Source organism: Prochlorococcus marinus CUG1433 (assembly GCA_017644425.1).
GTDB lineage: Bacteria > Cyanobacteriota > Cyanobacteriia > PCC-6307 > Cyanobiaceae > Prochlorococcus_A > Prochlorococcus_A marinus_U.
Window position 1 is genome coordinate 115392 of record JAEPLN010000001.1, and the last position, 25816, is coordinate 141207.

The following is a 25816-nucleotide window of genomic DNA, read 5'->3' on the forward strand; positions in this document are numbered from 1 at the left end:
TAAATACCACGCCAATATCTGATATAGATCTAGTTACTAAAGTTGAAGCTGTTCTATATTTGAAAGGTAGACCAATAACAAAAAAAGATCTTTCAGAAATTACTAATTCTGATATAAATTCAATAAATGATGCAATTAAAGATCTAAAAAATAAATACTCTAATCCCAACTCAGCTATTGAATTAAATGCTGTTAATAACAGTTTTTCTCTCGAACTAAAATCTAGTCTTAATGAATTCGTCGATGATTTACTTCCTTCTGATTTAAAAACATCCGAATTAAGGACATTGGCAACTATTGCGATCAAAAAAAAGATCCTGCAATCGGACCTCATACTTCTTCGTGGTTCAGGTGCTTATGATCATATTAAAGAATTATTGGAAAAGAAATTCATCGTCAAACGTAAGCAAAAAGATGGTAGATCATATTGGCTATCATTATCAGAAAAGTTTTTTCAAACTTTTGCTGTAAGTAATGAATATCTCTCAAATATAGGAAGTGATAACAATAAGCAGCAATAATAAGTAAATGTTAGGATGTATTAAATTACGAGAAGATAATGTTATCTGAGATTTTTGCAGTTCTGGGTCAAACTTTATCAATTTATTCTTTCATATTGATAATAAGAATTTTACTTACATGGTTTCCAGGTATTGATTGGAGTAACGGTGTTTTATCTGCACTAACTTCTATCACAGATCCATATTTAAACATTTTTAGAGGGATTATCCCTCCAATAGGTGGATTTGATATTTCATCTTTGTTAGCTTTTTTACTTTTAAATGTTATTCAAAATTTAATTACAAATCTCCAGTATGCAAGCTTAGGTTATAGCTGAATTTATCTATCATCTCCAGAACCTCCTATTTTGCCTTTAGAAGCTCTTAATTTTAATTTTTCAAGGTTTTGTAATGCAACATCCTCTAAATTGAAATTTAATTCTGTACAAAGATTTGATAGATACCACAAAACATCTCCTAACTCTTTTTTTATACCTAATTTTGATTCGTTATCAAATATTCCATTTTTATCTCTTATAACCTTTTTCACTTTTTCCGCCACCTCACCAGCCTCTCCCACTAAACCAAGAGTTGGATAAATATTATTTGAACCTAAATCTGGATATTGTGCTGTTTCTCTAGCTTTTTTCTGATAAGTTTTAAAATCCATGACTTAAATAACTAACTTTGGGTATGGTAAATTTATTTATATCTAGCAATATTATCTATATATGTCGAATATTGATTTAAAAAGAAGAACAAAAATAGTGGCAACTATTGGCCCTGCAACTCAATCTGAAGAGATAATTACAAATTTAATTAAAGCTGGAGTAACAACATTCAGATTAAATTTCTCACATGGGGATCACAAAGATCATGCTGCAAGAATAAAAACCATAAGAGAAGTTTCAAAAAAGTTAGACATAGATATTGGAATATTACAAGATCTTCAAGGACCTAAAATAAGATTAGGGCGATTTAAAGATGGTCCAGTAAAAGTTAAAAAAGGTGATAAATTTACACTTACATCGAATGAAGTTGAGTGTACAAATACTATTGCAAATGTAACCTACGACAAACTTTCTGAAGAGGTTAGCGAAGGTAAAAGAATACTTTTAGATGATGGCAAAATAGAAATGATTGTAAAAAAAGTAGATATAAAGGCTAATCTTTTGGAGTGCCTCGTAACTGTAGGGGGGGTTCTTTCAAATAATAAAGGTGTAAACTTTCCAGATGTTCAATTATCAGTAAAAGCATTAACAGAAAAAGATAAAGAGGATTTACAGTTCGGTTTATCTGAAGGAGTTGATTGGATAGCCCTAAGTTTCGTAAGAAATCCATCCGATATAAACGAGATAAAACATTTAATTAACAAAAATGGTCATTCAACCCCAGTAGTCGCAAAAATAGAAAAATTTGAGGCAATTGATCAAATTGATACTGTTTTACCCTTATGTGATGGGGTTATGGTTGCAAGAGGTGATTTGGGAGTAGAAATGCCTGCTGAAGAAGTTCCTCTTTTGCAAAAGGAATTAATAAGAAAAGCTAATACATTAGGTATCCCAATAATTACAGCGACTCAAATGCTTGATTCTATGGCTGCGAATCCAAGACCAACTAGGGCCGAAGTTAGTGATGTCGCCAATGCAATTCTGGATGGTACAGATGCTGTAATGCTTTCAAACGAAACTGCAGTAGGTGATTATCCAGTAGAGGCAGTAGAAACGATGGCCACCATCGCGAGGAGAATTGAAAGGGATTATCCACTAAAAGCTATTGACAGCCACTTACCTAGTACTATCCCAAATGCCATTAGTGCAGCAGTAAGTAATATAGCTAGACAACTTGATGCAAGAGCAATAATTCCATTAACAAAATCAGGTTCTACAGCTCGAAATGTAAGTAAATTCAGACCACCAACACCTATCTTGGCTACTACTACAGAGAGGAGTGTAGCGAGAAGATTACAACTTGTTTGGGGAGTTACTCCCATAGTAGTTAACAATGATGAGAGAACAGCTAAAACTTTTAGTTTAGCTATGCAAATTGCACAGGAGATGGGGATCCTAAATCAAGGAGATTTAGTAGTACAAACTGCAGGCACATTAACTGGTATTAGCGGATCTACAGATTTAATAAAGGTCGGTATAGTAAGGAAGATTGTATCAAGAGGGATTTCAATAGGAGAAATCGGCGTTACAGGTAAAGCAAGAATAATAAAAAATAATCTTGATATGTCCTTAATTTGTCCAGGAGAAATAATATTTGTGCCAAAGGAATTAATGGAATATATCCCACTAAGTAAAAATATTGCTGGTATAGTTACCAATCAAAATGTAGATAATGTTTACGAATTGTACAACAAGAATAATAAAAAGATTTCTACAATTTGTAACTTAGAGAATTTAGATAATCATCAAATTAGCAATGGTGACCTTATTACATTGCAGCTTAATGAAGGTGTTGTATACATGGGCCAAATTGAAGATGATGATGATGCAATAGATAAATATAAATATGTCTAGAAATATCTCAATAAAAGAAGCCTTAGGAATGGCTACAAAAACCCTAGTATCGAACAAATTAAGAAGTTCGCTAACAATGCTGGGAATTATTATAGGAAATGCTTCTGTTATTACACTTGTTGGACTTGGAAGAGGAGCTCAAACATTAGCAAAAAACCAATTAAGTAATTTAGGTGCGAATGTTTTATTCATTGTGCCTGGAAATAATGATACAAGAAGGAGAGGTATTTCATTTCCTAAAAACCTTGTTTTAGAAGATGCAATAGCAATAAGTAATCAAGTCCCAACAGTTAAAAAAGTAGCCCCTCAAATATCTGCTAACGAAATTGTGCAATCAAATTCTAAAAGCCTAAATATATCAATTGCAGGAATTACTCCTGAATTTCTTGAGGTAAGGAGCTTCGAAGTAGACAAGGGAAGATTCATATCACAAAGTGATGTCAATAGTGCAAGAAGTTATGTTGTAATAGGTCCTGATCTAAAAGACGAATTTTTCATAGATAAATCTTCCTCACTTGGAAAAAAAATCAGAATTAAAGATCATACTTATGAAATTATCGGAATCTTAAAACCAAAAGGTGCTGTCTTTGGAAGTAATCAAGACAAAAATGCTTATATTCCATTAACCACTATGGTGAATCGGATTACCGGGAAAGATCCCACATTTGGTGTTAGTTTAAGCTTCATTAGTGTGGAAGCTATAAATAAAAAAGCGACCAGTGCAGCTAAATTTCAAATCACTAACCTATTAAGGCAAAGACATAAAATAATAAGAGACGATGACTTTGCCGTTAGATCACAAGAAGATGCATTAAATATAGTAACTAACATTACAAGTGGATTAACTTTTTTATTGGCAGGCATTGGAGCAGTATCATTAGTAGTTGGAGGAATAGGAATCATGAATATTATGCTCGTTTCTGTTAGTGAAAGGACTGAAGAAATTGGACTTAGAAAGGCAATAGGAGCTAAACAGTCAGACATATTAGTTCAATTTTTAATTGAAGCATTGATTTTATCAACAATTGGAGGATTAATAGGAACAACAACTGGATTATCAGGTGTTTTTCTTTTATCTTTGACAACACCTCTTCCTGCATCTGTAGGAATTACCACAACTTTTTCTACCATGATCATTTCAGGATCTATAGGTTTAATTTTTGGAGTTTTACCTGCAAAAAGAGCCTCAAAATTAGATCCAATTGTTGCATTGAGAAGTTTATAAATTAATTAATAATCATGCTCAATTTTTATAAATTAATTGAGATACTGGTAACTCTTCAATCACTTGTAATAGCAACAATGCTACCTATTTATATTCCCTTACAATTTATCGACAAATCTAGTAATAACTTTGAGTTACCAATAACATGGCAAGTTCCAACTATAATACTATTAACACTTATTTTTCATAAAAAAGTTGTTTTCATAGCATTTTCTATATACATATTTTTAGGATTATTTATTGCTCCAGTCTTTCATCAGGGAGGTTCAATAGGATATTTGCTCACTCCAAATTTTGGTTATTTATTGGGTATGTATCCATTAATCAAAATAATTGATAATTTAAATACTAAAAATAAAATACATTTTGGCAACTTTATAACAAATGGTTTTATTGCGATAAGTGCGATGCATTTAACTGGAATATTTTACAACTTTATACAAATTATATTTTACAGTGAATATAATTTATTTTTATATAATTTAGGGAAATACTCCGCAGGTAAAATTGGGTATCATTTTATAATGCTTTTTCCACTTTTAATACTTATTAAACCTATAGAAGGTTTAAAACGTGACAAATAATGATTAATAAAATACAAACAAAATTATATTTTTTATCCTTAAGTTTTTTTATTGTTCTAATAGATCAATTTACAAAATATTTAATGTTTTATAATAAACAACTATTTATAAATAAAGATTTTCTTTTATTCAAATTAGACTTTGTAAAAAATTACGGGGCAGCATTTAACATTTTTAATGGTAGTAGAATATTTTTATCTTTAATAAGTATTTTTTTTTCAATATTACTTATTTATTTAATAGTTCGTAAAAATACCTTAAACTTAATTGACCTATATTCTTATAGCTTTATTCTTGGTGGAACTATTGGTAATGGTATAGATAGGATATATAAAGGTTTTGTGGTTGATTTTATAAATTTAAATATTATAAATTTTCCAGTATTTAATATTGCTGATATATCAATTAATATTGGTTTTATTTTTTTACTGTATACAGTTTTTAAAAATAATCGATAAAATGAATTACTTTAAATTAAAGTATACAAAGTATATTTTATTAATAATATTTCTATATATTTTATTTTCGATATTTGTAAGAATAGTAAATATTTATACCCTTTTATTTTTAATAATAATTATTTATATATTTTATAATATTGATAAAAAATTATTTAAAAAAATAGTTTATAAAGTTTTATATAAAAATAAAAAAAATACACTTTCATTCAAAAATACTTATGGTGCTGCCAAGATAAGTTTGGAAGGAGTAGAGAAAATTAATAAAAAAATCAACGATAAAGTAAAAGTTGAATTGTTAAATTACCAAAAAAATAAACTAGAGTCCCAATTAAAAACAGGAGATTATAATGTCACTCTTTTTGGAGCAGGTTCCTCCGGGAAAACATCTATAGCTAGATCTTTATTGAAAAATATTGTCGGACAAACTTCAGCAAAAATAGGTACAACAAAGCAAATTAATAGCTATAAAATTCGTATCCCAATCTTAAAAAGAAACATTAATATAGTGGATACTCCAGGTTTATTTGAGCCATCTAAACTAGGAGAAGAAAGAGAAAAAGAAACGATTATACAAGCATCAAATTCTGACTTGGTTCTTTTTGTGTTAGATCAGGACATAAATAAATACGAAAATTTTTTAATTAAAGAATTATTAAAATTAAGAAAAAAAATAATAATAGTTCTAAATAAATGTGATTTGAGATCTAGAGATGAAAATAACATCATCAAAGAAAATATAATTTCTATAACTTCCGCTAGAAAAAATAAAATTTCAGTTGTTAAAACAATTGCAGTACCTCAAGGATCTCCCTATATAAATTCAGATGCTTTAAATTTAGTTCCAGAGGTAGGAAGTTTATTTAGAGAAATAATTGAAACGCTCGATAATAATGGTGAAGAGTTATTGTCGGATAATATTCTATTTCGCTCAAATAAGTTAGGTATTAAAAGTAAAAATTTCGTCCAAGAACAAAGATATTTAATGTCAAATAAAGTTATTAATAAATATATGTGGATAACAGGAGGTGTGATACTAGTTAATCCACTACCAGCTGTTGATTTCCTTACTACTACCTCAGTAAACCTTCAAATGATAATGGAATTATCAAAAATATATGAAATAAAGCTTACAAAAAAAGATGCAAAAGATTTAGCGACTTCATTGCTAAGCGCATTGGCTAAACAAGGAATACTAAAAGGGGGACTCGCCATACTATCTCCTGTTTTATCTACAAGCTTAACTAAAATAATATTATCTAAATCTATACAATCAGTTACAGCAGGCTGGTTAATAAGAATAGTAGGACTAAGTTTGATTGAATATTTTAAAAATGGTCAAGATTGGGGAGATGGAGGAATTCAAGAAGTAGTAGATAAGATCTATAGAATAAGTAAGAGAGAGGACATCTTAAACAAATTCGTAAAAGAAGCTATTTCAAAAATTGAAATGAAAAAATATTTTAAATCAAATAAAAGGTTGCCTCCATTTACTACGTAAAATTGGATAATTGATCATTAAGATATGTTCTGAAATCAAAAATAGTTATTAAGAGTAAATAAGCAATACAAATAGCTATAGATAAAAACCCTGTTATAATTGCAATAATTTTTTGTCTACCCATATTCACTATTTAAGCATTTAAAAGTCTCAAAAGTTCCTCAATATGAGATTCTTCTGTATTGTAATTTCCCATGACAACCCGTAAAAAATATTTATCTTTAAATTTTGGTCTAGAAAGCATAAAATTATTTTTAATTAGTTCATTAACTTTAGTTTGAGTCCATGCATCAGAGTCTTTTGGCTCAAGTTTCTTAGGTAAGAATGAGACAATATGAAGAGGACCTGAATATATATCAAATTTATTGTTACTAATATTTTTTATAAAAAAATCTTTTCTTTTAATTGAAGACTTTAATATATTTTCTATTCCATTAAGACCTAAAAAGCGTAAACCAAGCCATAGTTTGATAACCTCTGCAGGTCTAGAACCTTGTATGCCTATCTCTCCTCTATTTAAAATATTTTCTCTTGATGATATGTAAGGTAGTCCAGTATTAAAAGTATTTTCTAAAGTATTCATATTTGATACTAATAACAAAGATGAAGTCTTTGTAATACCAATAATTTTTTGTGGATTTATCGTTATCGAATTAGCTTGATTAATATTATTTAGACCTTCTACTGGGATAGAAGTTATAGCAAAAATCCCTCCAATTGAACCATCAATATGTAACCATATATTTCTTTTTTTACAGATTTCACTAATTTCTTTAATAGGATCAATGGCTCCTCTTACAGTTGTTCCAAGGGTGGCAACAATAGCAAATATTTTTTTATTTTCTATTGAACATTTATCTAAAGACTTTCTGAGATCGTTTATATCCATTCGACCTTGATTATCAGTTTTAATCCTGACAAGATTCGCTGTATCAAGACCCATTACTCTTATACATTTAACGAAGGAAGAATGAGCATCTTCACTAACAAGTAATACAGAATTAGGATTTGTACCTAATCCAGCATTATTTCTAGCTGCTATAAGTGCATTCAGATTACTTAATGTACCTCCGCTAGCAGCTATACCACCTGAGAAATCATTAAACCCTATTTTTTTGGCAAACCATTTGCATAATGCTTCCTCAAGCAAAGTTACACTTGGTGATAACTCGTAAGCGAGAAGATTATTATTTAAACCAGCAGCAATTAAATCTCCCAATATAGAGAAAATTAAAGGTGGGGGATCAAGGTGAGCTAGTGAGCCGGGATGAACAGGATTAAATGAATTTTTCAAAAGAGATTCAATCTCTGAAAACAAATCTTCTTCAGAGTTACCATCCTCCGCAGGCATAATGCACTTGAAGCTCTCATCAAAAGGTAAAGGACCATTTTTATCAGCTTTAGAGAACCAGTCGCAGAGAGATTGACTTGCTCTATTAAGAAGAGTAATCAATTTGTCATTAGTCCCTAAATATGAGGGAAAATATATATCTTTTTTATTAATTAAATCTTCAGCCATCAGATAAAATATCTATTAATAATTCTATTCTCAATATTGGTAAATGAGATATATTTTTGAAAATGGAAATAGTAATGAAGATCAACAAAGAAAAACAAATAATTCAAAATACACTTTTTGGATGAATTCGATATTAAGAAGATCCAAAGAAATTGGAAAAGTTGAGCTGCCAATCTGTTCAATAATTTTAGATGAGGGAGGAAGATGTATTGGGAGAGGGGTTAACAGGAGGAATATAAATAAAGACCCATTGGGTCATGCTGAGATAATGGCACTTAGGCAGGCATCTCTAATAAAAAATGATTGGAGATTTAATGAATGTACTATAATCACAAATTTAGAACCTTGTACTATGTGTTCATCTGCTCTTATTCAAGCGCGGATGGGTAAAGTTATTTTTGGGGCTTACGATAAGAAAAGAGGTGGATTGGGTGGCTCAATTGACCTTTCAAAACATGAAAGTGCTCATCACAAAATGGAAATAATTGGAGGTATCCTAGAAGAAGAATGTAGTCAAATTTTACAGATTTGGTTCAAAAAGCTGAGGACTCAAAAATAGAAAATTTCTTTAACTCTGTATCAAATAGGTTTAATAATCTATCAACATTCTCCTCACATGAATTAAAACCCATTAGCCCTACACGCCACACCTTACCGGATAATTCTCCAAGTCCATTTCCTATTTCAATTCCAAAGTTTCTTAAGAGATGATTTCTAAAACCATCCCCATCAACTGCTGGAGGTATTTTAACTGTTGTTAAAGTTGGCAATCTATAATCCTCTGATACATGTAATTCCATGCCAAGACTTTCTAAGCCATTCCAAAGTTTCTTTGCATTAGTATTGTGTCTATTCCAAACATTTTCTAAACCCTCATTAGCAATTAATCTTAAACCTTCACGAATAGCAAAATTCATATTTACTGGGGCAGTATGATGGTAAACACGATCAGAACCCCAATACTTATTTAATAGAGATAAATCTAAATACCAGTTAGGTACTTTTGTTTTTCTTGAACTTAGTTTTTCTTCAGCTCTTTTATTCATTGTAAAAGGGCTTAATCCTGGTGGACAACTTAATCCCTTTTGACTACAGCTGTATGCTAAATCAATTTTTCATTCGTCAATCAATAATTCTAATGCGCCAAGTGAAGTAACTGCATCAACTAAAAACAAGCAATTATTTTTTCTACATATATCCCCAATACCATCAAGAGGTTGTAAGACACCACTTGATGTTTCAGCATGGACGATAGCAAAAATAGCTGGTTTTTTAGTCTCTATTTCATACTTAATCTCCTCATAAGTAAAAGCCTCACCCCATGATTTTTCAATAACGGAAACTTGAGCTTTATATCTTGTTGCCATATCAACTAATCTATCTCCAAAATATCCTTTTTTAGCAATAAGAATTTTTTCGCCTTCTTCAATAAAATTAGCTATTGAAGCTTCCATCGCTGCACTGCCAGTGCCACTCATTGGGAGTGTAAGACGATTATTGCACTGCCAGGTATACCTTAAAAGTTGCTGTACGTCAGACATCAATGAGATATATGCTTCATCTAAATGACCAATAGGATTCAAAGAAAGAGCGCTTAATACTTCTGGATGTGCATTTGAAGGTCCAGGTCCTAATAAAAGTCTAGAAGGAACATAAGTCTTTGAAAAATGAGATAAATTCTCTTCATTTAAAGCCGAAATAAGTTTTGCTTCTGTCAAAGCATTAGATCCAATTACTTTTAAATTAGACTAATATCGCCTCATAAGCGATATTTATTTAAAGAAATTCATTCAATTTAAATATTTAGGTAAACAATTATTAAACTTATGACTTGAAATACTAAAAGAAGACATCAAGTCTTAAGAAAAGTTACCGTTGATACATAACAAGAATCATCAAGTTATTAATTTCATATAAGGTATTACAAAATTATGTCTAAATCTCCTCAAGATGTTTTAAGTCAAATTAAAGACGAAGGAATTGAACTCATCGATTTAAAATTTACTGATATTCATGGAAAATGGCAGCATTTAACTCTTACATCAGACATGATAGAGGAGGATTCTTTTACAGAAGGCTTGGCATTTGATGGTTCATCAATAAGAGGTTGGAAAGCAATTAATGCCTCGGATATGTCAATGGTGCCCGACGCAAGTACAGCATGGATAGATCCTTTTTATAAACACAAAACTCTAAGTATGATTTGCTCTATTAAAGAGCCAAGAAGCGGAGAGCCTTATGATAGGTGTCCAAGATCTTTAGCTCAAAAGGCATTAAAATATCTAGACTCCACAGGTATTGCAGATACTGCATTCTTTGGACCAGAACCAGAATTCTTTTTATTCGATGATGTTAGATATGACTCTAAAGAAGGAGGTTGTTTTTATAGTGTAGATACTATTGAAGCGCCATGGAATACTGGGAGAATTGAAGAAGGGGGAAACTTAGGATACAAAATACAATATAAAGAAGGATATTTTCCAGTAGCTCCAAATGATACTGCGCAAGATATCAGATCAGAGATGCTTCTTCTTATGGGTGAATTAGGTATCCCTACCGAAAAACATCACCATGAAGTTGCTGGTGCCGGTCAACACGAACTTGGAATGAAATTTGATTCGTTAATAAATGCTGCTGATAACGTTATGACTTATAAATACGTTGTCAGAAATGTTGCAAAAAAATATGGTAAAACAGCAACATTTATGCCCAAGCCTGTTTTTAACGACAACGGAACAGGAATGCATGTTCATCAAAGTTTATGGAAGAGTGGACAGCCACTTTTCTTTGGTGAAGGTTCATATGCAAATTTATCTCAAACAGCAAGATGGTACATCGGAGGCATACTTAAACATGCACCTTCATTCCTAGCATTTACTAACCCAACTACAAATAGTTATAAACGATTGGTTCCAGGATTCGAAGCACCTGTGAATCTAGTTTATTCTGAGGGTAATAGATCAGCCGCGGTAAGAATACCTTTAACAGGTCCAAGCCCTAAAGCTAAAAGATTAGAATTTAGATCAGGTGACGCACTTGCAAATCCTTACTTAGCATTCTCTGTAATGATGCTTGCTGGTATTGATGGAATTAAAAATCAAATTGATCCTGGTGATGGAGTAGATGTAGATTTGTTTGAACTTCCAGCTGATGAACTTGCAAAAATCGATACAGTACCTTCATCTCTAAATGACTCACTTAATGCGCTAAAAGCAGATAAGGATTATTTATTAGCTGGAGGAGTATTTACTGAAGATTTTATTGATAACTTTATCGATATAAAATACGAAGAGGTACAACAACTAAGACAAAGACCTCATCCCCATGAATTCTTCATGTACTACGATGCATAATTTAAAGAACTAATTAGTTTAAATTAATCAATTTGAGAAATATCACAAAAATATTCTCAAATTGATTTTTTTTTTGTTGGAATATATATATATAAAATCAAAAATGGCTAGAGAATCTATTTCAAAAATTGCATATAAAACTCTACAACAAAGTAAAAGCATTGCAGGTTTCGCTCACAAGCAGATCAGTTCAAGATTAATGAATTTTATTCTTCCCGATTCAAATCTTGAAAATTTTGATATAGATCGGGATCTTCTAATGAAAATCCAAAATTCTATGGATATCTTAAGAGAAGAAGATTGGAATGATGCAGAAAAAAATATGTATCCAAAAAAATTATTGTTTGACGAACCATGGCTTAGATATCTAACTCAATATCCTAAAATTTGGCTCGATATGCCCAATACATGGGATAGACGCAGAAAACAAAACTTTGATGATCTTCCAAAATCAATTGATAAAGATAATTATCCTCAATATTACTTGAGAAATTTTCATCATCAAACAGATGGTTATTTGTCTGATTTTTCAGCTAGCATTTATGACCTACAAGTAGAGATACTTTTCAATGGAAGTGCCGACTCAATGAGGAGAAGAATAATTAAGCCAATAAAAGAAGGACTTGAAATTTTTAGCGATAGAAAAAAAAGTTCTATAAAAATACTTGATGTGGCTACAGGATCAGGAAGAACATTAAAACAATTAAGAGCTGCATTTCCTAAAGAAGAAATTACAGGAATTGATTTATCTGATTCATACTTAAAAGAAGCAAGTAGATATATTTCAGATTTAGATGGAGATTTAATTCAGTTAATAAAAGGTAATGCTGAGGAATTACCTTTTGAAAATGATAGTTTTCAATGTATTTCTTGTGTTTACTTATTTCATGAATTACCTAGAACAATTAGGGCTAAAGTATTAAATGAATTTTTTAGAGTTCTTGAACCTGGGGGAATACTAGTTTTAGCTGATTCAATTCAAATAAGTGATTCACCTGACTTTACATCCGTTATGGAAAGCTTCTATAAATCTTTTCATGAGCCTTTTTATTGTGATTATATAAAAGAGGATCTAGATCATAAAATAAGTGATGTAGGGTTTAAAGATGTAAAATCAAATTCCTTTTTTATGACTAAAGTATGGTCTGCTATAAAGTAAATAAAAACTCTTATGACCTTTTGGGATAAAGATACTATTCAACTTGTTCAAAGTCTTAATGACAAATTAAGAATTGATCATTCTAAATGGCATAAAGATAAAGGAAACAAATATAAACGATCTGCAGAACTGATTTCGGCTGGATTATGCCACTTAATTGTTTCTTGTAATGAGAAGGAAACTATTGAGTATATAGAAGAAAGTATTAAATGGTTAAAAGATATTAACGTAGATAAACCTTGTCCTAGTAAAAATCACCTTTTTAAAGCCAACTGAAGCCTATTACCTTTACTACTCCATCTAATGTCATCAAAACATTGATTAATGATATATAGGCCACGGCCATTTACACTACTTATTTTTTTTGGTAATTTGTAGTCTCTTTTTTTTATTTCTAAACCATTACCTTGATCTTGAATTTGCCAAACACACCAATTAGGAGTAATTATTCTTCTTACTCTAATATTTTTATTAGGATCTAATTTATTTCCATGTTTAACTGCGTTAACTAAAGCTTCATGTAAACCAAGTTTTATAAGATAGCTTGATTGAGAATTTTTGATAGGTTCTAATAATTGATCGACAAATTCATTTAACTGTAATGATGATTCGAATTCGTAGTTTGACCAATTAATCTTTGGTCTTTTAAAAAATTTTTTTAAAATATTTTTGCCCCGAATTAAGGACATAATAATATTTTGGTACTTTCTTAATATTAACTTATTAAATACCTCAATTTAAAGAATATTTTTATGTCTCTCTGAAATAGCAGGATGTCGTAGTATAGAGTCCATAAGTCTTACTCCTCTTAGTTGATTTATTAAAGGCATATGTCCATCAGGAGCATCCAATGACCAAAGAAAAGATCCTGGATATCTAGTCCATAAACCCTCTTTTTTCCAACCTATTTTCGGCCACAATAATTCATATTTTTTCCCTACTGATTTTAATATCTTTGCCTGAATTGAGAATCCAAATCTACCAGTAGAATAAATAGTCCATAATCTATCGATTGTTTGTAGATCTTTACCTGACATGTTCTTAACTTCACTATAGAAAACATATCCACGTTTCTCAGCTAATTTACCAGCTAATTTCCTTAAGTAGGAACTTGTTAATCTATCTGCCTCCTCAAATTTTTGCTCAACCAACATCAATTGCAAATCCTTATAATTAATTTCAATATCTGAATATGTACTGAACCAATTATTGAATTTAGAGTTTTCAAAGAATTCAGGTTTAAATTTTTTTAAAACTTGCAATATCCAACCAGCAGCCCAGTCATCGCCTTCATCATCAAAGATATCAAAAAGTGAAGGCCCAAGTTTAAAAATATTTTCTACTTCAGATTCGATTTGAGATAATAAATTTATTCTTTTTCTTTGATTAGAATCTACAAATTTTTTGATCAGGTCTAATGTAGCATTACTATAGTTATCTTGTTCTTTGTTAATCATTTTAAAAAATCAATCAAAAAATAAAAACTATCCATGTATTTCAAAAGAGAAGAACTAGAGAAATTTAGAAGTTTTAAAGGACCACTTATAGATGTTAGGAGTCCAGGTGAATATTATAAAGGACACTTGCCTAATTCTATTAACATTCCACTATTTGATAATGATGAGAGATCAATAATTGGCACGATTTATAAAAAAGAAGGAAGAAAAAAAGCTGTGATAGAAGGATTAAAATTTCTTGAAAAAAAAATAGAATTACTTCTTGATAATTTTTTCATGAGTATTGACTCTTATAAAACTATTACTAAAAAAAATAATAATGCTTTATATATCAGAATATATTGCTCAAGAGGAGGTATGAGGTCACAAAGTATTGCTTGGTTACTAGAAAAATTTAAATTAAATGTCGTTACATTAAATGGGGGATACAAAATATATAGGAGATGGGTATTAGATAGTTTTTTGAAAAAGTTGAACATTGTAGTTATTGGCGGAAAAACAGGGACAGGGAAGACAAGATTATTATCATTACTTGAAAAAAATAATTATCAAACTATTGATCTTGAAGGATTAGCTTGTCATAGAGGAAGTACATTTGGAGCTTTAGGAATGAAAGAGCAACCTTCAAATGAACAATTTGAAAATATGATTTCAGAGAAATTAAATTCTTTTAGATGTTCAAATTATATTTTTGTAGAAGCTGAAAGTGCAAATATAGGTAAATGCAAAATCCCACATGAATTCTTCAATCAGATGAAAAATTCTAGGAGAATTGAAATTTTAAGAAGCGAATCTAACAGGTTAGATGAGTTGATAGATACTTATAGTGTTTATAAGAAAGATGAACTACAAGAATCTGTATTAAGGATTAAAAAAAGATTAGGACCGCAAAGAACAAAAATAGCTCTTGAATCAATTCAAAGTGAGAAATGGGAATTAGTTTGCAGATCAGTTCTAGATTATTACGATAAGTGTTATGAATATGAGAAGGTTGGCAAAACAAATGTAAAGATATTAGATTTGACCGACAAAAAATATGATGAAAGTATCTTAGAGTTAATTAATAATGTTTTATGAAAAAATTACAAACGAATGTGAAAAATATTTCCTAAGATAGGAAATTATTAATCGAATATTATGACTGCAAATAAGACAGCAAAAATACAATTTTATGAAGGAACTGATGAACCAATAGTCCCTGAAATAAGACTAACTAGGAGTAAGGACGGCACCACCGGCCAAGCTTTATTTTTGTTCGAAAAACCTCAGGCATTATCTTCAATTACAGATGGGGAAATCACAGGTATGCGTATGATTGACTCTGAAGGTCAAATACTAACTAGGGAAGTTAAAGTAAAGTTTGTTGACGGAGAACCAATATTTTTAGAAGCAGTATACATTTGGAAGAACACATCTGACTTTGATAGATTTATGAGATTTGCAAATAGTTATGCCAAATCAAATGGATTAGGATATTCTGAAAAGAGGTAAAAAATTTTGAAAATTGAGTAGTGCATCATATTTCAAGTTAGTAGTAATTTTAATCACTTCGTTAGTATTATGGACTCTAAGAGATTTTCTCCTCTTAATAATTTGTTCCTTAGTGATATCAAATATTGTATGTAATTTATGTAATCAAATACAGAAGGGGTTGAAAATTCCCCGAACGCTTTCATTGTTTCTTGTCTTAACTTTTATATCAGTAATAGTATTTACTATTTTTATTCTTGTATTGCCTCCATTTATAAAAGAATTCAATGAAATATTAGTTGATATTCCAAATGGTTTATCAAAAATAAATATTTTGATCAATACAAATCTGAACAAATTAAATAATTTATTTTATGGCGAACAATCAGAAAATGTTATAGACATTTTCAGTCTTATAAATAATGTAGTAACCATTCCAGAGGCCTCTACCATTGCAAAAGCTATTCAAGAAAGTTTTAAAAATTTAATCAACATAGCGGGGAATCTGGGTTCAGGTCTTTTGAAATTAATTTTCGTATTAGCAGTGAGTTTAATGATTTCTATTGAACCAAAACAATATAAAGAAAATATACTTCTATTAATTCCAAAAAATTATCGCAACAAATTTAGAAATATTCTGGAAAAATGCAATACCGCATTAGCTAATTGGACCTTTTCTGTGGTCATAAGCTCATTATCAGTAGGTCTATTATCATTAATAGTTCTGTCTATATTAGATGTCAAATATGTTGTCTCAAATGCTTTAATAGCAATGGTTCTTAATATTATTCCAAATATAGGTCCAGTTATTAGTGGTATATTTCCAATCTCAATTGCACTACTAGATAATTTTTGGAAACCACTGGCGGTTTTTGGAGCATATGTAATCATTCAAAATATTGAAAGCTATATAATAATGCCATCTATAATGAAGAAAAAAGCAAACATACTTCCTGGTCTAACATTAATTTCACAATTTGGATTCACCTTCATTTTTGGTCCTTTAGGCTTAATTCTATCTCTTCCATTAGCTGTAATAATACAGGTTATAATCAAAGAATCACTTAAAGATATTTAAAAACTACTTAATTATTTTTTTATATAAATATGGATATGAAAGAAGAATAAAGAAGGCCAAGGGATGTTTACCAATAGCAAAATATAATGAGCTAAAAGTAAAATGATCAAATAATATTCTTATCTCAGTAGAAAGATCTATAAAAACTAAAGAAAATAAAATTATCAAATAGTAATTTAATTTCATAAAACTAGAAAGTTAGGCTTTGTCTTTCAGCAACAAAGATGGAGCTAATAAAATACTTGAATAGCTTCCAACTATAATTCCTAAAGATAAGGCCAAAGAAAACCAAAATAGTGAGTAAGATCCAAATAAAATTATGCTTAATAAAGGGAAAAGAGTTGTAATACTAGTAAATGTTGTTCTCCTAAATGATTCGTTAACTGATAATTGAATAGTTTCGTTATAACCTTCATTCTTTAATTTTAAATTCTCACGAATCCTATCAAATATAACGACAGTATCATTTACAGAATAACCGGCAATAGTTAACAATGACACAGCAAATAAACTATTTACCTCGACAGATAAAATAACTCCAAGCCAGGAAAAAATGCCGAAAACAATTACTAAATCATGGAATAAAGCTAACAATGCAAATAATGCATATTTTTTATCAAATCTAATTGTTATATATAAAGATATTGCAAATAAAGAAACTAATAATGATGTAACGCAATTAGTAAGTAATCTTTTACCAAGCTTTGGACCTATTAATCTTGAATCCTTACTTTCATAATTTAGAGGACCAACTATATTATCAAGATTATTAATAAGATTATTTGATTCTTCGATACTCAAATAAGGGGTTCTTATTGAAATTAATTTATTATTATTTTGGAATTGTAATTTAATATTATTTAATACGTTTTTATTTTTAGAGATCTCTCTTAACTTTTCTAAAACTGAATCAGGGGAGAAATTAGAACATTCTTCTTCACAAACTCTCTCTATTCTTAATTCATTTCCCCCAACAAAATCCATCCCTAAATTTATAGGTTTCTTATAAGAAGTATTAAAAGTAGAATAAAAAATCCCTAAAAGACTCAACAAAATAAGAACAGTTGAGAAACCAATTATTTTTCTTTTATTTTTTATAAGTTCAAGTTTGTATTTCATGGGAAGATTAGTAATAAAAATTTAGTTTGAAAAATTATTCCTTGGCAGATAGAGATTTTTTTGTCTTAAAGATTGATATGTTGTAAAAAATCGCAAAATAGTTTTGGAACAATTTAATGATGTAAACAAGCTTATTAAGACTCCAATACCTAATGTTGCAGCAAAACCTTTAACAAAATTAGTTCCTAATAAAAACAATACAAAACAACTAAGAAGAGTTGTAATATGGCCATCAACTATGGATGAATTAGCTCTTTGAAAACCACTATCAATAGATCTTGTAAGAGTATTACCATCATATAATTCTTCTCTAATTCTCTCAAATATTAAAATATTTGCATCAACAGCCATACCAATGCTAAGTATAAGCCCAGATATTCCAGGTAAAGTTAAAGTTACCGGAATCAAAGAATATAGGGCTAAGTTAAAGAAACCATAAAGTACTAGAGAAAGAACTGAAACAAAACCTAAAATTCTATAATTAAAAATCATAAATATACCAACAAAAATTAATCCACTAATAGCTGCATAAAGACTTTTTAAAATATTATTAGATCCCAAAAGAGCCCCTATAGTGTTAGTTTCTACTATTTCAATTGGCAATGGCAATGAACCTCCCTTAAGTTGAACTTCTAATTCTCTAGCATTTTCAGCACTAAAATTACCACTTATTGTTGCTGATCCCCCTGTAATCCCAGTATTAGCAAATTGACTACCAACACTTGCTTCACTTATTGATTCGCCATCTAGAACGATAGCCAGTAGTTGATTAGTGCCAGCAATTGACTTTGTAATTTCTGCAAACTTTTCACCTCCTGAATTACTAAAAGTTAATAAAACTTCCCAATTATTATTTGTTTGTTCTTGTCTCCTACCTGCGTTAATAAGATCTTTACCAGATAAATCAGTTTTAATAAATAAATTTGTAATTTCTTTATCAACATACTTTTTGATTTCAATTAACTTCTCATATAAATCTTTACTAGTAGATGTGTAATTTAATTCTTGCTCTTTCTCTTTAAGATCATCCTGAATAACTTTTAAGAAATTATCATCATTTTGACTTTTTTCTGCAGAGGAATATTGTTCAATTAATTCTTTAATATTCAATCTCTGTAGTTGTAGGGTTTTTAAATCTGTAGATGTTCCTTTTTTTTGAGTTCTAAATTCTAATAAAGCAGTCTTACCTAATACCCTTGAAGCAACTAATGGATTTTGTTCTCCAGGTAATTCTAATATCAATTGATCACCACCTAAGGTTTGCAAGTTAGACTCAGAAACTCCTAAATTATTAACGCGTTTATCTATAACCGAATTAACTGCTTCAAGTTCATCCCTTGTTACCTTCCCTTCTTCTTTAATAATTTGTAGTGTAAGTTGAGAACCTCCTTTTAAGTCCAATCCCAGCTGCAAGGGATAATTTATTAATAGATAAACGGACAAAGTAAATAGAAATAAAATAAAGAAAAGCCAACCTTGCCTTCTTTTCATTATCTATATACTCCCACTAATTAAATCTTCAACTTTTTCAACTATTTGATGTGGTTGGATTATTGTCAAATTCTCAAGATTTCCATTATAAGGAGTTGGAATATCTTGACTAGATAATCTAATTGGTCGAGCATCAAGATCATCGAAGCACTCTTCTGTTATCAAGGCAATTAATTCTGCACCAATACCTCCAGTCTTCATACATTCTTCAACAATAATTACTTTATTTGTTTTTCTTATTGATTTTGAGATGGTTTCCATATCAAATGGTTTTAAACTTATTAAATCGATCAACTCAACATCTATTCCTTTTTTTTCTAATTCTTCAACAGCTTTAAGGCAGTGATGTCTCATTCTTGAATAAGTCAACAAAGTAATATCTTTACCTTCTTTCACAACGTCAGCCTGATCTAGAGCGCAAGTGTAATCTCCCTCAGGTAATTCTTCAGACAAATTGTATAGAAGAACATGTTCGAAAAATAGAACCGGATTATCATCTCTTATAGCTGCTTTCATTAATCCTTTAGCATTTGTAGGTGTACTGCATGCAACAATCTTTATGCCAGGAACTGCATGAAAATACGCTTCAAGTCTTTGACTATGCTCAGCACCAAGTTGGCGACCAACTCCTCCAGGTCCTCGAACTACTGCTGGTATTTTATAATTTCCTCCACTTGTATATCTAAGCATACCCATATTATTTGATATCTGATTAAAAGCTAAAAGCAAAAAACCCATATTCATTCCTTCTACTATTGGTCTTAAGCCAGTCATTGCTGCACCAACAGCCATACCCGTAAAACTATTCTCTGCAATTGGAGTATCTAAGACTCTTAACTCTCCATATTTTTCATATAAATCCTTAGTTACCTTATAAGATCCTCCATATTGACCAACATCTTCCCCCATAACGCAAACATTTACATCATTTGCCATTTCTTCATCTATTGCCTCTTTCAAAGCATTAAATAATAATGTTCCAGCCACAATTAATTACCTAATTAATCACATATATAATTTTACCACTTTGAATAATTCAACCACCTTCAGCAAAGGTTATAAGTAGTAATATTGACAAAATCATTCCTGGTGAAAGCAAAAGTACTAAAAGTCCTAGATCATGTAAAGACATTCAAATAACTTATTTTCTTAATGATATTCGCAATTCAACTTTTCTTCAGAAAAAAACTGCGAATAAATACAATAAAAAGTCCTATACCTATAAAAGCAAAAGAAAAAGTTAGCAAAAAAGATAATCCAATTATTAAGGTATTAATACTTGAAGTAATATTTTGAACAATTTCTGATGAATTGGATGGTTTATGTATTGAAAAATAAATTGCAATTTTGTTACTTACAAAATAAAAAAATATAAATAATAAAAAACTGGTTAATGATCCAACAATAAAATTTAATGGTCCTTTTTCAGGAATATTTTTTTCAATATTCTCATTACTATTATCAGCCACAATAAATTTTTGTTTAAAAAAATTTAAATGAATGTTATTCCCTTTTTAAGGAAAGTGCAAACCCATGAATCGTAACCATTATCTTTAAATAATTTATAATTTGCATTTAATTCTTTTTTAGCAGTTTCAACATCTTTAAAAAGTGCAAAGCATGTTGGACCTGATCCACTCATTGAAAATGTAAGACTATTCTCTAATTTAGAAAGTAAATATAATGCCTGCTTTACAGAATCATTGTCATTTTCAACAACTACCTGCAAATCATTTTTTATAGTTAAATGTTGATTATCAAAATTTAAGTTATTTAAACCATTATCTCTTAAATTTTTTCTTATGTTCTCAATCATTTCTATATTAGTAAGATATTGATCACAAAATCTTTTACTATATTTTTTATAAGTTTCAGCAGTAGATACTGATATATTTGGATTTTTTAAAAGAATTACTCCATATTCGAAGTTTAAATCTAATTTCTCTAAAATTTCCCCTCTCCCAAAACATAATTGAATACCACCATTTATAAAAAAGGGAATATCAGATCCTAAAGTTGATGCTAATGAAGTTAATGTTTGTTGATTTAAGTTCAAATCCCATAACTTATTAAGACCAATTAATGTTGCTGCTGCATTACTGGATCCACCGGCTAATCCGGCACCAATTGGAATATTTTTTCTTAAAAATATATTTGCACCAAAATCTATATTTGATTTTTTCTTTAATAGATTTGCGGATTTAACAATCAAGTTATCGCTAGATAAACTTAAATCATTACAATCTGATTCAAGTTTAATTAAACCTTCATTATTAATTTGAAATTCTAAATAATCAGAAAGATCAATATTTTGCATAATCATTGCCAACTCATGGAATCCATCCTCCCTTTTACCAATAACTTCAAGGTGCAAATTAATTTTGGCGGGAGATTTTATAATAATTTTCGTTTTAGCTATATCTTGCATATATTTAAATTTTTATTTTTTAATTTTAATACAATTCTCTGCAAGCTTAATCCATTGATCAATTGAAATATCTTGTGGTCTTAAATTAAAACAAACTTTTGAAGTTTCAGATAATTCATTTATCTCTTCATTTGAAAGTATTGAATTAAGAGTATTTCTAAGCATTTTTCTTCTTGAATTAAATGAAATTCTGAGAAGTTTATCTATATATTTTTCTAAACCAATATCTAATCTCAAATCGTTTTTAATTGGTTCGAAAACTACTAAAGAAGAAAAAACTTTTGGAGGCGGACTAAATGATGAAGGCGGTACATCGCAAATTCTTTTAATTTTTGATAGAAGTTGCATTCTTATACTAAGAGCACCAGCATTGGGACTACCTTCTTTTGACAAAATCCTATCTACAACATCTTTCTGCATTAAAAAAATTATTTTTTCGTAATTATAGTTTCTTACAATGCCCAATCGCCCTATAAAAATATCCAAAATTGGGCCAGTTATATTGTAAGGAATATTTGCAATTACTTTTGTAACCTTTATATTAATCGAATCTAAATTTACAGAAAGAATATCTCCCTGCTGAAGTGAAAACTTATCATTATTATTGAATTTATCATTTAGTAAATTTATTAAATCTTTATCTAATTCAATTGCATGTAATTTTTTAATTTCTGAATCTAATAACTTAGATGTTAAAGCTCCTTTACCTGGACCAATTTCTAAAATAAAGTCATTTTGATTAAGAACAGCAATTTCCTTAATTTTTTCTAATATTTTTTTATTTACCAACCAATGTTGTCCAAATCTTTTTTTTTGATGATAGTTTTTAGAATTCATCTAAAAGATAAATAATATGTTTAAATTAAATATGATCTTATTTAATACTTATATCATGAGTTTATCAAAAAAAAATTTAGATAAACTCAATAAATTTAAAAAAAATAAAAATTTAAATAATGAAAGTAAAGATATAAATAATTACACAAATAGACACAACAATGATAATTTAATCCCGAATCCACTTAAGTCAGAAGATCCCAATAAAATTTTTTATTCGTTAATTGATAATTCAGAATCTTTAGAAGAGACTTCAAACGTTAATAATTCACTAAGAAAAAGTGAGCTTAATCAAATTAATATGAATTCTAGAAAAGCTAATTTTTCTAAGAAATTAACAACCGAAGAGGAACTATATGATGAATTTAATTATCTTCTTGACGAATAATTTGTTTTAATATTTACTTATGCTTCAGAGTAATAGATTAACAATTTATGCTATCGGCAAAATAAAGAAACTTTGGATTAGAGATGGAATTAATCAATACAAAAAAAGAATGCCTGAACTTGTCATTAATGAGTTAAAGACTTTTAATTTAAATAATCTTAGATCCAATAATAATATTATTATCTGCCTAACTGAAGAAGGAAAACAATTTAATTCAGTTGAACTATCTTCTTTTCTTTTAAGTTTTAAAAATAAAAAAATTAGTTTCTTAATTGGTGATACTGATGGGATTAGCTCAGATATAAAACGAAAATCCGATCTTCTACTAAGTCTCTCTCCTTTAACTTTTCCTCATGAATTAGCTAGATTAATTTTACTTGAGCAAATCTATAGGGCTATTTCCATATCTACTAACTCCCCCTACCATCGTTCTTAATAAGATTATATTTAACCTAAAATTAATATATAAAACTTTAACAACCAACCAATCCCTAGGTTTTATTATATAGTACATATATACTATTAATTGAAGCCTTGGATTTTTCTGATTCAACCACTAAAAAGTTTAAAGTCCCCTTGTTAACTGATTCAGTATCTGCAGGATTCCCTTCTCCTGCAGATGACTATACAGAAGAAAGTATTGATTTAAATGAACATTTAATATCTAATCCGTTTAGCACCTTTTTTCTTAGGGTTAAAGGTGACTCAATGATAAATGCAGGAATTAAAGATAAAGATTTAATAATAGTAGACAAGAGTTTAACTGCCAGGCCAGGGAATATTATCATTGCGATGATAGACGGGGAGTTTACAATAAAAAGATTATCTATAAAAAATAATGAATTATATTTAAAAGCAGAGAATCATAATTACCCTGATTTTAGATTTAAAAACCATATTGATGTACAGATATGGGGGGTTGTTATTTATTCAATACATAGCTATTTATGAGGATTTCAAGTATTGAGGCAATAGCTCTAATAGATGCTAATAACTTTTACGCGTCGTGTGAACAAACTATTAATCCTCATTTAAGAAATAAACCAGTAGTAATTTTATCTAATAATGACGGATGTATCATTGCGAGAAGTCCTGAAGCACGTGCTTTAAAAATCAAAATGGGAACTCCATATTTTAAGGTCAAAGAAAGATTAAATAAATTAGATGTAGCAGTTCTAAGCTCAAACTACTCGCTTTACGGCGATATGAGTAGAAGACTAATGAATCTAATAAAAAACCAATGTGAACAGATAGAAATTTATTCCATTGATGAAGCATTTATCTCTATTTCTAGACCTAATGATAAAAATCTATATCCTTGGGCAAGAAGCGTAAGATCATTAATATATCAGAATCTAGGAATTACCATAACTATAGGAATAGGAGAAAATAAAGTAAGAGCAAAAATTGCAAATAAATTAGCTAAAAATATTGATTCCTCCGCTGGAATATTTGATTTAGCTGAAACCAAAAATGAGAATAATTATTTGAAAAAAATTGCTGTAGATAAGATCTGGGGAGTCGGTAAACAAACCTCTAGTTGGTTACAAAGTAAAGGTATTAAAAATGCAAGAGAATTAAGAGATATAGAAGAAAATGAAATCATTAAGAAACTAGGTATTGTAGGGAAAAGATTGCAATTAGAACTGAAAGGTCATAAGTGTCTACCTATAGAAAAAAATAAAAAATCAAAAAAAGAAATTCAGGTAAGCAGAAGTTTCAGCACTCCTATCACAAAATTAGAAGACTTAACTCAAGCACTGGCGACTTACGCAATAAAAGCGTCTGAAAAGATGCGAAGTCAAAATTTACAATCATCTAATATTAGAGTATTTGCCAGAACCAGTAAATATTCAAGTCAAAATTACCAACGCAGTGCTCATAGACAACTTATAAATGCAACAGACGACACAAACAACATTTTAAAAATAGTAGTCGAACTATCTAAAGAAATTTATAATCCCGAATATAAATTTTCAAAAGCTGGTGTTTTAATGCAAGATTTAACAAATAGCGAATATTTACAGCAATCGGTTATCAATTACAAATCTCAAAAAGACCTAAAAAAATCAACAAGTCTTATGAAAACGATTGATTTCTTAAATAAAAGATTTAATAAAAATGCAATTACATGGGCGATCACAAAAAAGCAACAAAGTTGGTCGATGAATAAGAATTTCTTAAGTCGCTCATCAACAACCGACATCAGGCAGATACCAACTATATTAAAGTAAAAAAATAAAATGGAATTTATTATATTTTTAAGCAAAATAGACAAAGAGATTCTTGATTTATTGATAAAAGCAAATTACATGGTTGAAGAAAATAAAGTTGAGTGTCTATTAAACAGAAAGATAAAAGGACTACACAAATTTGAAGAAAATAAAATCATAATATGTACTGAAAATGCAAAAAGGAAAACAAATTATAGAGATAAGAATCAACAACCAAATAAAGATAACTTCAAAACAGAAAGAGCAATAAGAAAAGCATTAAGACACGAGGCAACTCATGCGATACAAAAATGTAATGACAATAAAACAATAGGGGATATAAAAAAATTAGAAAGCAAATTGCATCAAAGTAAAAGAAAAGCATTAGAGTTCTCTAGTTCAAATTTTTCTGGGACTTATGCGAAAGAAGTAGAAGCTTATGTTCTTGAAGATAAACCCAAAAAAGTTAAAAACTTGATTAAAAAATACTGCCTATAAATTAAAATTTTTT

29 protein-coding genes and 1 pseudogene are annotated in these 25816 nt (G+C 29.4%); 19 read left to right on the forward strand and 11 right to left on the reverse strand.

The window, feature by feature from the left end; all coding sequences use genetic code 11:
- Window positions 1–14: 14 nt before the first annotated feature.
- A complete protein-coding gene (gene scpB / locus JJ842_00685) occupies window positions 15–521 on the forward strand; it encodes an SMC-Scp complex subunit ScpB (GenBank protein MBO6970427.1) in 507 nt (168 codons plus the stop codon).
- 38 nt (window positions 522–559) lie between these two features.
- Window positions 560–838: a YggT family protein gene (locus JJ842_00690; protein ID MBO6970428.1), complete on the forward strand. Its 279-nt coding sequence runs from the start codon at window positions 560–562 to the stop codon at window positions 836–838.
- Window positions 839–840: 2 nt separating this feature from the next.
- Here the strand turns inward: JJ842_00690 and JJ842_00695 are convergent, their stop codons facing one another.
- The gene (locus JJ842_00695; GenBank protein MBO6970429.1) at window positions 841–1170 is read right to left on the reverse strand and encodes a nucleoside triphosphate pyrophosphohydrolase family protein; all 330 of its coding nucleotides are present in this window, start codon (window positions 1168–1170) and stop codon (window positions 841–843) included.
- Between the two features lie 61 nt (window positions 1171–1231).
- Here JJ842_00695 and pyk point away from each other — a divergent pair, with 61 nt between their 5' ends.
- From pyk to JJ842_00720, 5 genes are read left to right on the forward strand one after another with little or no spacing between them, the layout of a single operon-like run.
- Complete coding sequence (pyk, locus tag JJ842_00700; protein MBO6970430.1) at window positions 1232–3025, forward strand: pyruvate kinase; 1794 nt, start codon at window positions 1232–1234, stop codon at window positions 3023–3025.
- Window positions 3018–4250 (forward strand): ABC transporter permease, encoded by a 1233-nt coding sequence (locus JJ842_00705; GenBank protein ID MBO6970431.1) that lies wholly within the window; start codon window positions 3018–3020, stop codon window positions 4248–4250. The genes pyk and JJ842_00705 overlap by 8 nt, the downstream gene beginning before the upstream one ends.
- Before the next feature lie 14 nt (window positions 4251–4264).
- Complete coding sequence (locus tag JJ842_00710; GenBank protein MBO6970432.1) at window positions 4265–4834, forward strand: biotin transporter BioY; 570 nt, start codon at window positions 4265–4267, stop codon at window positions 4832–4834.
- On the forward strand, window positions 4834–5292 hold the full coding sequence (locus tag JJ842_00715) for a signal peptidase II (protein MBO6970433.1): 459 nt from the start codon (window positions 4834–4836) through the stop codon (window positions 5290–5292). The genes JJ842_00710 and JJ842_00715 overlap by 1 nt, the downstream gene beginning before the upstream one ends.
- A 1-nt stretch (window position 5293) precedes the next feature.
- Window positions 5294–6793, forward strand: coding sequence for a GTP-binding protein (locus tag JJ842_00720; GenBank protein MBO6970434.1), 1500 nt, complete (start codon window positions 5294–5296; stop codon window positions 6791–6793).
- Window positions 6794–6926: 133 nt separating this feature from the next.
- Here the strand turns inward: JJ842_00720 and JJ842_00725 are convergent, their stop codons facing one another.
- Window positions 6927–8312 (reverse strand): aminotransferase class V-fold PLP-dependent enzyme, encoded by a 1386-nt coding sequence (locus JJ842_00725; protein MBO6970435.1) that lies wholly within the window; start codon window positions 8310–8312, stop codon window positions 6927–6929.
- 43 nt (window positions 8313–8355) lie between these two features.
- Here JJ842_00725 and JJ842_00730 point away from each other — a divergent pair, with 43 nt between their 5' ends.
- Window positions 8356–8871 (forward strand): nucleoside deaminase, encoded by a 516-nt coding sequence (locus tag JJ842_00730; protein MBO6970436.1) that lies wholly within the window; start codon window positions 8356–8358, stop codon window positions 8869–8871.
- On the opposite strand, the pseudogene JJ842_00735 reads toward JJ842_00730, so the two are convergent.
- Window positions 8846–10030: pseudogene (locus JJ842_00735) on the reverse strand (alanine--glyoxylate aminotransferase family protein). The gene JJ842_00730 and the pseudogene JJ842_00735 overlap by 26 nt on opposite strands.
- A 213-nt stretch (window positions 10031–10243) precedes the next feature.
- On the opposite strand from JJ842_00735, the gene glnA reads away from it, so the two are divergent.
- The 3 genes from glnA to JJ842_00750 all read left to right on the forward strand — a co-directional run bounded on the left by glnA (window position 10244) and on the right by JJ842_00750 (window position 13100).
- Entirely contained in the window at window positions 10244–11665 is a 1422-nt protein-coding gene (gene glnA, locus JJ842_00740) for a type I glutamate--ammonia ligase (protein MBO6970437.1), read from the forward strand.
- A 103-nt stretch (window positions 11666–11768) separates the two neighbouring features.
- Window positions 11769–12824, forward strand: a complete 1056-nt coding sequence (locus tag JJ842_00745) for a methyltransferase domain-containing protein (GenBank protein MBO6970438.1) — start codon at window positions 11769–11771, stop codon at window positions 12822–12824.
- A gap of 12 nt (window positions 12825–12836) precedes the next feature.
- Window positions 12837–13100 (forward strand): hypothetical protein, encoded by a 264-nt coding sequence (locus tag JJ842_00750; GenBank protein MBO6970439.1) that lies wholly within the window; start codon window positions 12837–12839, stop codon window positions 13098–13100.
- Here JJ842_00750 and JJ842_00755 read toward each other — a convergent pair.
- Window positions 13079–13513: an ATP-binding protein gene (locus tag JJ842_00755; GenBank protein MBO6970440.1), complete on the reverse strand. Its 435-nt coding sequence runs from the start codon at window positions 13511–13513 to the stop codon at window positions 13079–13081. The two genes, JJ842_00750 and JJ842_00755, sit on opposite strands and share 22 nt — an antisense overlap.
- Before the next feature lie 48 nt (window positions 13514–13561).
- Window positions 13562–14281: a GUN4 domain-containing protein gene (locus tag JJ842_00760; protein ID MBO6970441.1), complete on the reverse strand. Its 720-nt coding sequence runs from the start codon at window positions 14279–14281 to the stop codon at window positions 13562–13564.
- 33 nt (window positions 14282–14314) lie between these two features.
- On the opposite strand from JJ842_00760, the gene mnmH reads away from it, so the two are divergent.
- Genes mnmH through JJ842_00775 form a run of 3 tightly spaced genes read left to right on the forward strand, consistent with a single transcriptional unit; the run spans window position 14315 to window position 16829 of the window.
- Entirely contained in the window at window positions 14315–15358 is a 1044-nt protein-coding gene (gene mnmH, locus JJ842_00765) for a tRNA 2-selenouridine(34) synthase MnmH (GenBank protein MBO6970442.1), read from the forward strand.
- 60 nt (window positions 15359–15418) lie between these two features.
- Window positions 15419–15772, forward strand: a complete 354-nt coding sequence (gene psb28, locus JJ842_00770; protein ID MBO6970443.1) for a photosystem II reaction center protein Psb28 — start codon at window positions 15419–15421, stop codon at window positions 15770–15772.
- Window positions 15773–15785: 13 nt separating this feature from the next.
- Window positions 15786–16829, forward strand: coding sequence for an AI-2E family transporter (locus tag JJ842_00775; GenBank protein ID MBO6970444.1), 1044 nt, complete (start codon window positions 15786–15788; stop codon window positions 16827–16829).
- A 198-nt stretch (window positions 16830–17027) separates the two neighbouring features.
- Here JJ842_00775 and secF read toward each other — a convergent pair whose 3' ends face one another.
- The 6 genes from secF to rsmA form a co-directional block, all read right to left on the reverse strand.
- Window positions 17028–17948 (reverse strand): protein translocase subunit SecF, encoded by a 921-nt coding sequence (gene secF, locus JJ842_00780; GenBank protein MBO6970445.1) that lies wholly within the window; start codon window positions 17946–17948, stop codon window positions 17028–17030.
- 21 nt (window positions 17949–17969) lie between these two features.
- A complete protein-coding gene (gene secD / locus JJ842_00785) occupies window positions 17970–19439 on the reverse strand; it encodes a protein translocase subunit SecD (protein MBO6970446.1) in 1470 nt (489 codons plus the stop codon).
- A 3-nt stretch (window positions 19440–19442) separates the two neighbouring features.
- Window positions 19443–20426, reverse strand: a complete 984-nt coding sequence (locus JJ842_00790) for an alpha-ketoacid dehydrogenase subunit beta (GenBank protein MBO6970447.1) — start codon at window positions 20424–20426, stop codon at window positions 19443–19445.
- 179 nt (window positions 20427–20605) lie between these two features.
- Window positions 20606–20908 carry a DUF3082 domain-containing protein gene (locus JJ842_00795; protein MBO6970448.1) on the reverse strand — a complete coding sequence of 101 codons (303 nt, stop codon included), beginning with the start codon at window positions 20906–20908 and terminating at the stop codon, window positions 20606–20608.
- A 23-nt stretch (window positions 20909–20931) separates the two neighbouring features.
- A complete protein-coding gene (locus JJ842_00800; protein ID MBO6970449.1) occupies window positions 20932–21867 on the reverse strand; it encodes a 4-(cytidine 5'-diphospho)-2-C-methyl-D-erythritol kinase in 936 nt (311 codons plus the stop codon).
- A gap of 12 nt (window positions 21868–21879) precedes the next feature.
- Window positions 21880–22704, reverse strand: coding sequence for a 16S rRNA (adenine(1518)-N(6)/adenine(1519)-N(6))-dimethyltransferase RsmA (rsmA, locus tag JJ842_00805; GenBank protein MBO6970450.1), 825 nt, complete (start codon window positions 22702–22704; stop codon window positions 21880–21882).
- A 55-nt stretch (window positions 22705–22759) separates the two neighbouring features.
- Between rsmA and JJ842_00810 the strand changes: the two genes are divergently transcribed.
- From JJ842_00810 to JJ842_00830, 5 genes are all read left to right on the forward strand, one after another.
- Complete coding sequence (locus tag JJ842_00810) at window positions 22760–23092, forward strand: hypothetical protein (protein MBO6970451.1); 333 nt, start codon at window positions 22760–22762, stop codon at window positions 23090–23092.
- Between the two features lie 19 nt (window positions 23093–23111).
- Window positions 23112–23528, forward strand: coding sequence for a 23S rRNA (pseudouridine(1915)-N(3))-methyltransferase RlmH (locus JJ842_00815; protein MBO6970452.1), 417 nt, complete (start codon window positions 23112–23114; stop codon window positions 23526–23528).
- A gap of 98 nt (window positions 23529–23626) precedes the next feature.
- Window positions 23627–24043 carry a translesion error-prone DNA polymerase V autoproteolytic subunit gene (gene umuD / locus JJ842_00820; GenBank protein MBO6970453.1) on the forward strand — a complete coding sequence of 139 codons (417 nt, stop codon included), beginning with the start codon at window positions 23627–23629 and terminating at the stop codon, window positions 24041–24043.
- A complete protein-coding gene (locus tag JJ842_00825; protein ID MBO6970454.1) occupies window positions 24040–25326 on the forward strand; it encodes a Y-family DNA polymerase in 1287 nt (428 codons plus the stop codon). Before umuD ends, JJ842_00825 begins: the two co-directional genes overlap by 4 nt.
- Window positions 25327–25335: 9 nt before the next feature.
- Window positions 25336–25803, forward strand: coding sequence for a serine hydroxymethyltransferase (locus JJ842_00830; protein ID MBO6970455.1), 468 nt, complete (start codon window positions 25336–25338; stop codon window positions 25801–25803).
- The last annotated feature ends 13 nt before the right edge of the window (window positions 25804–25816 follow it).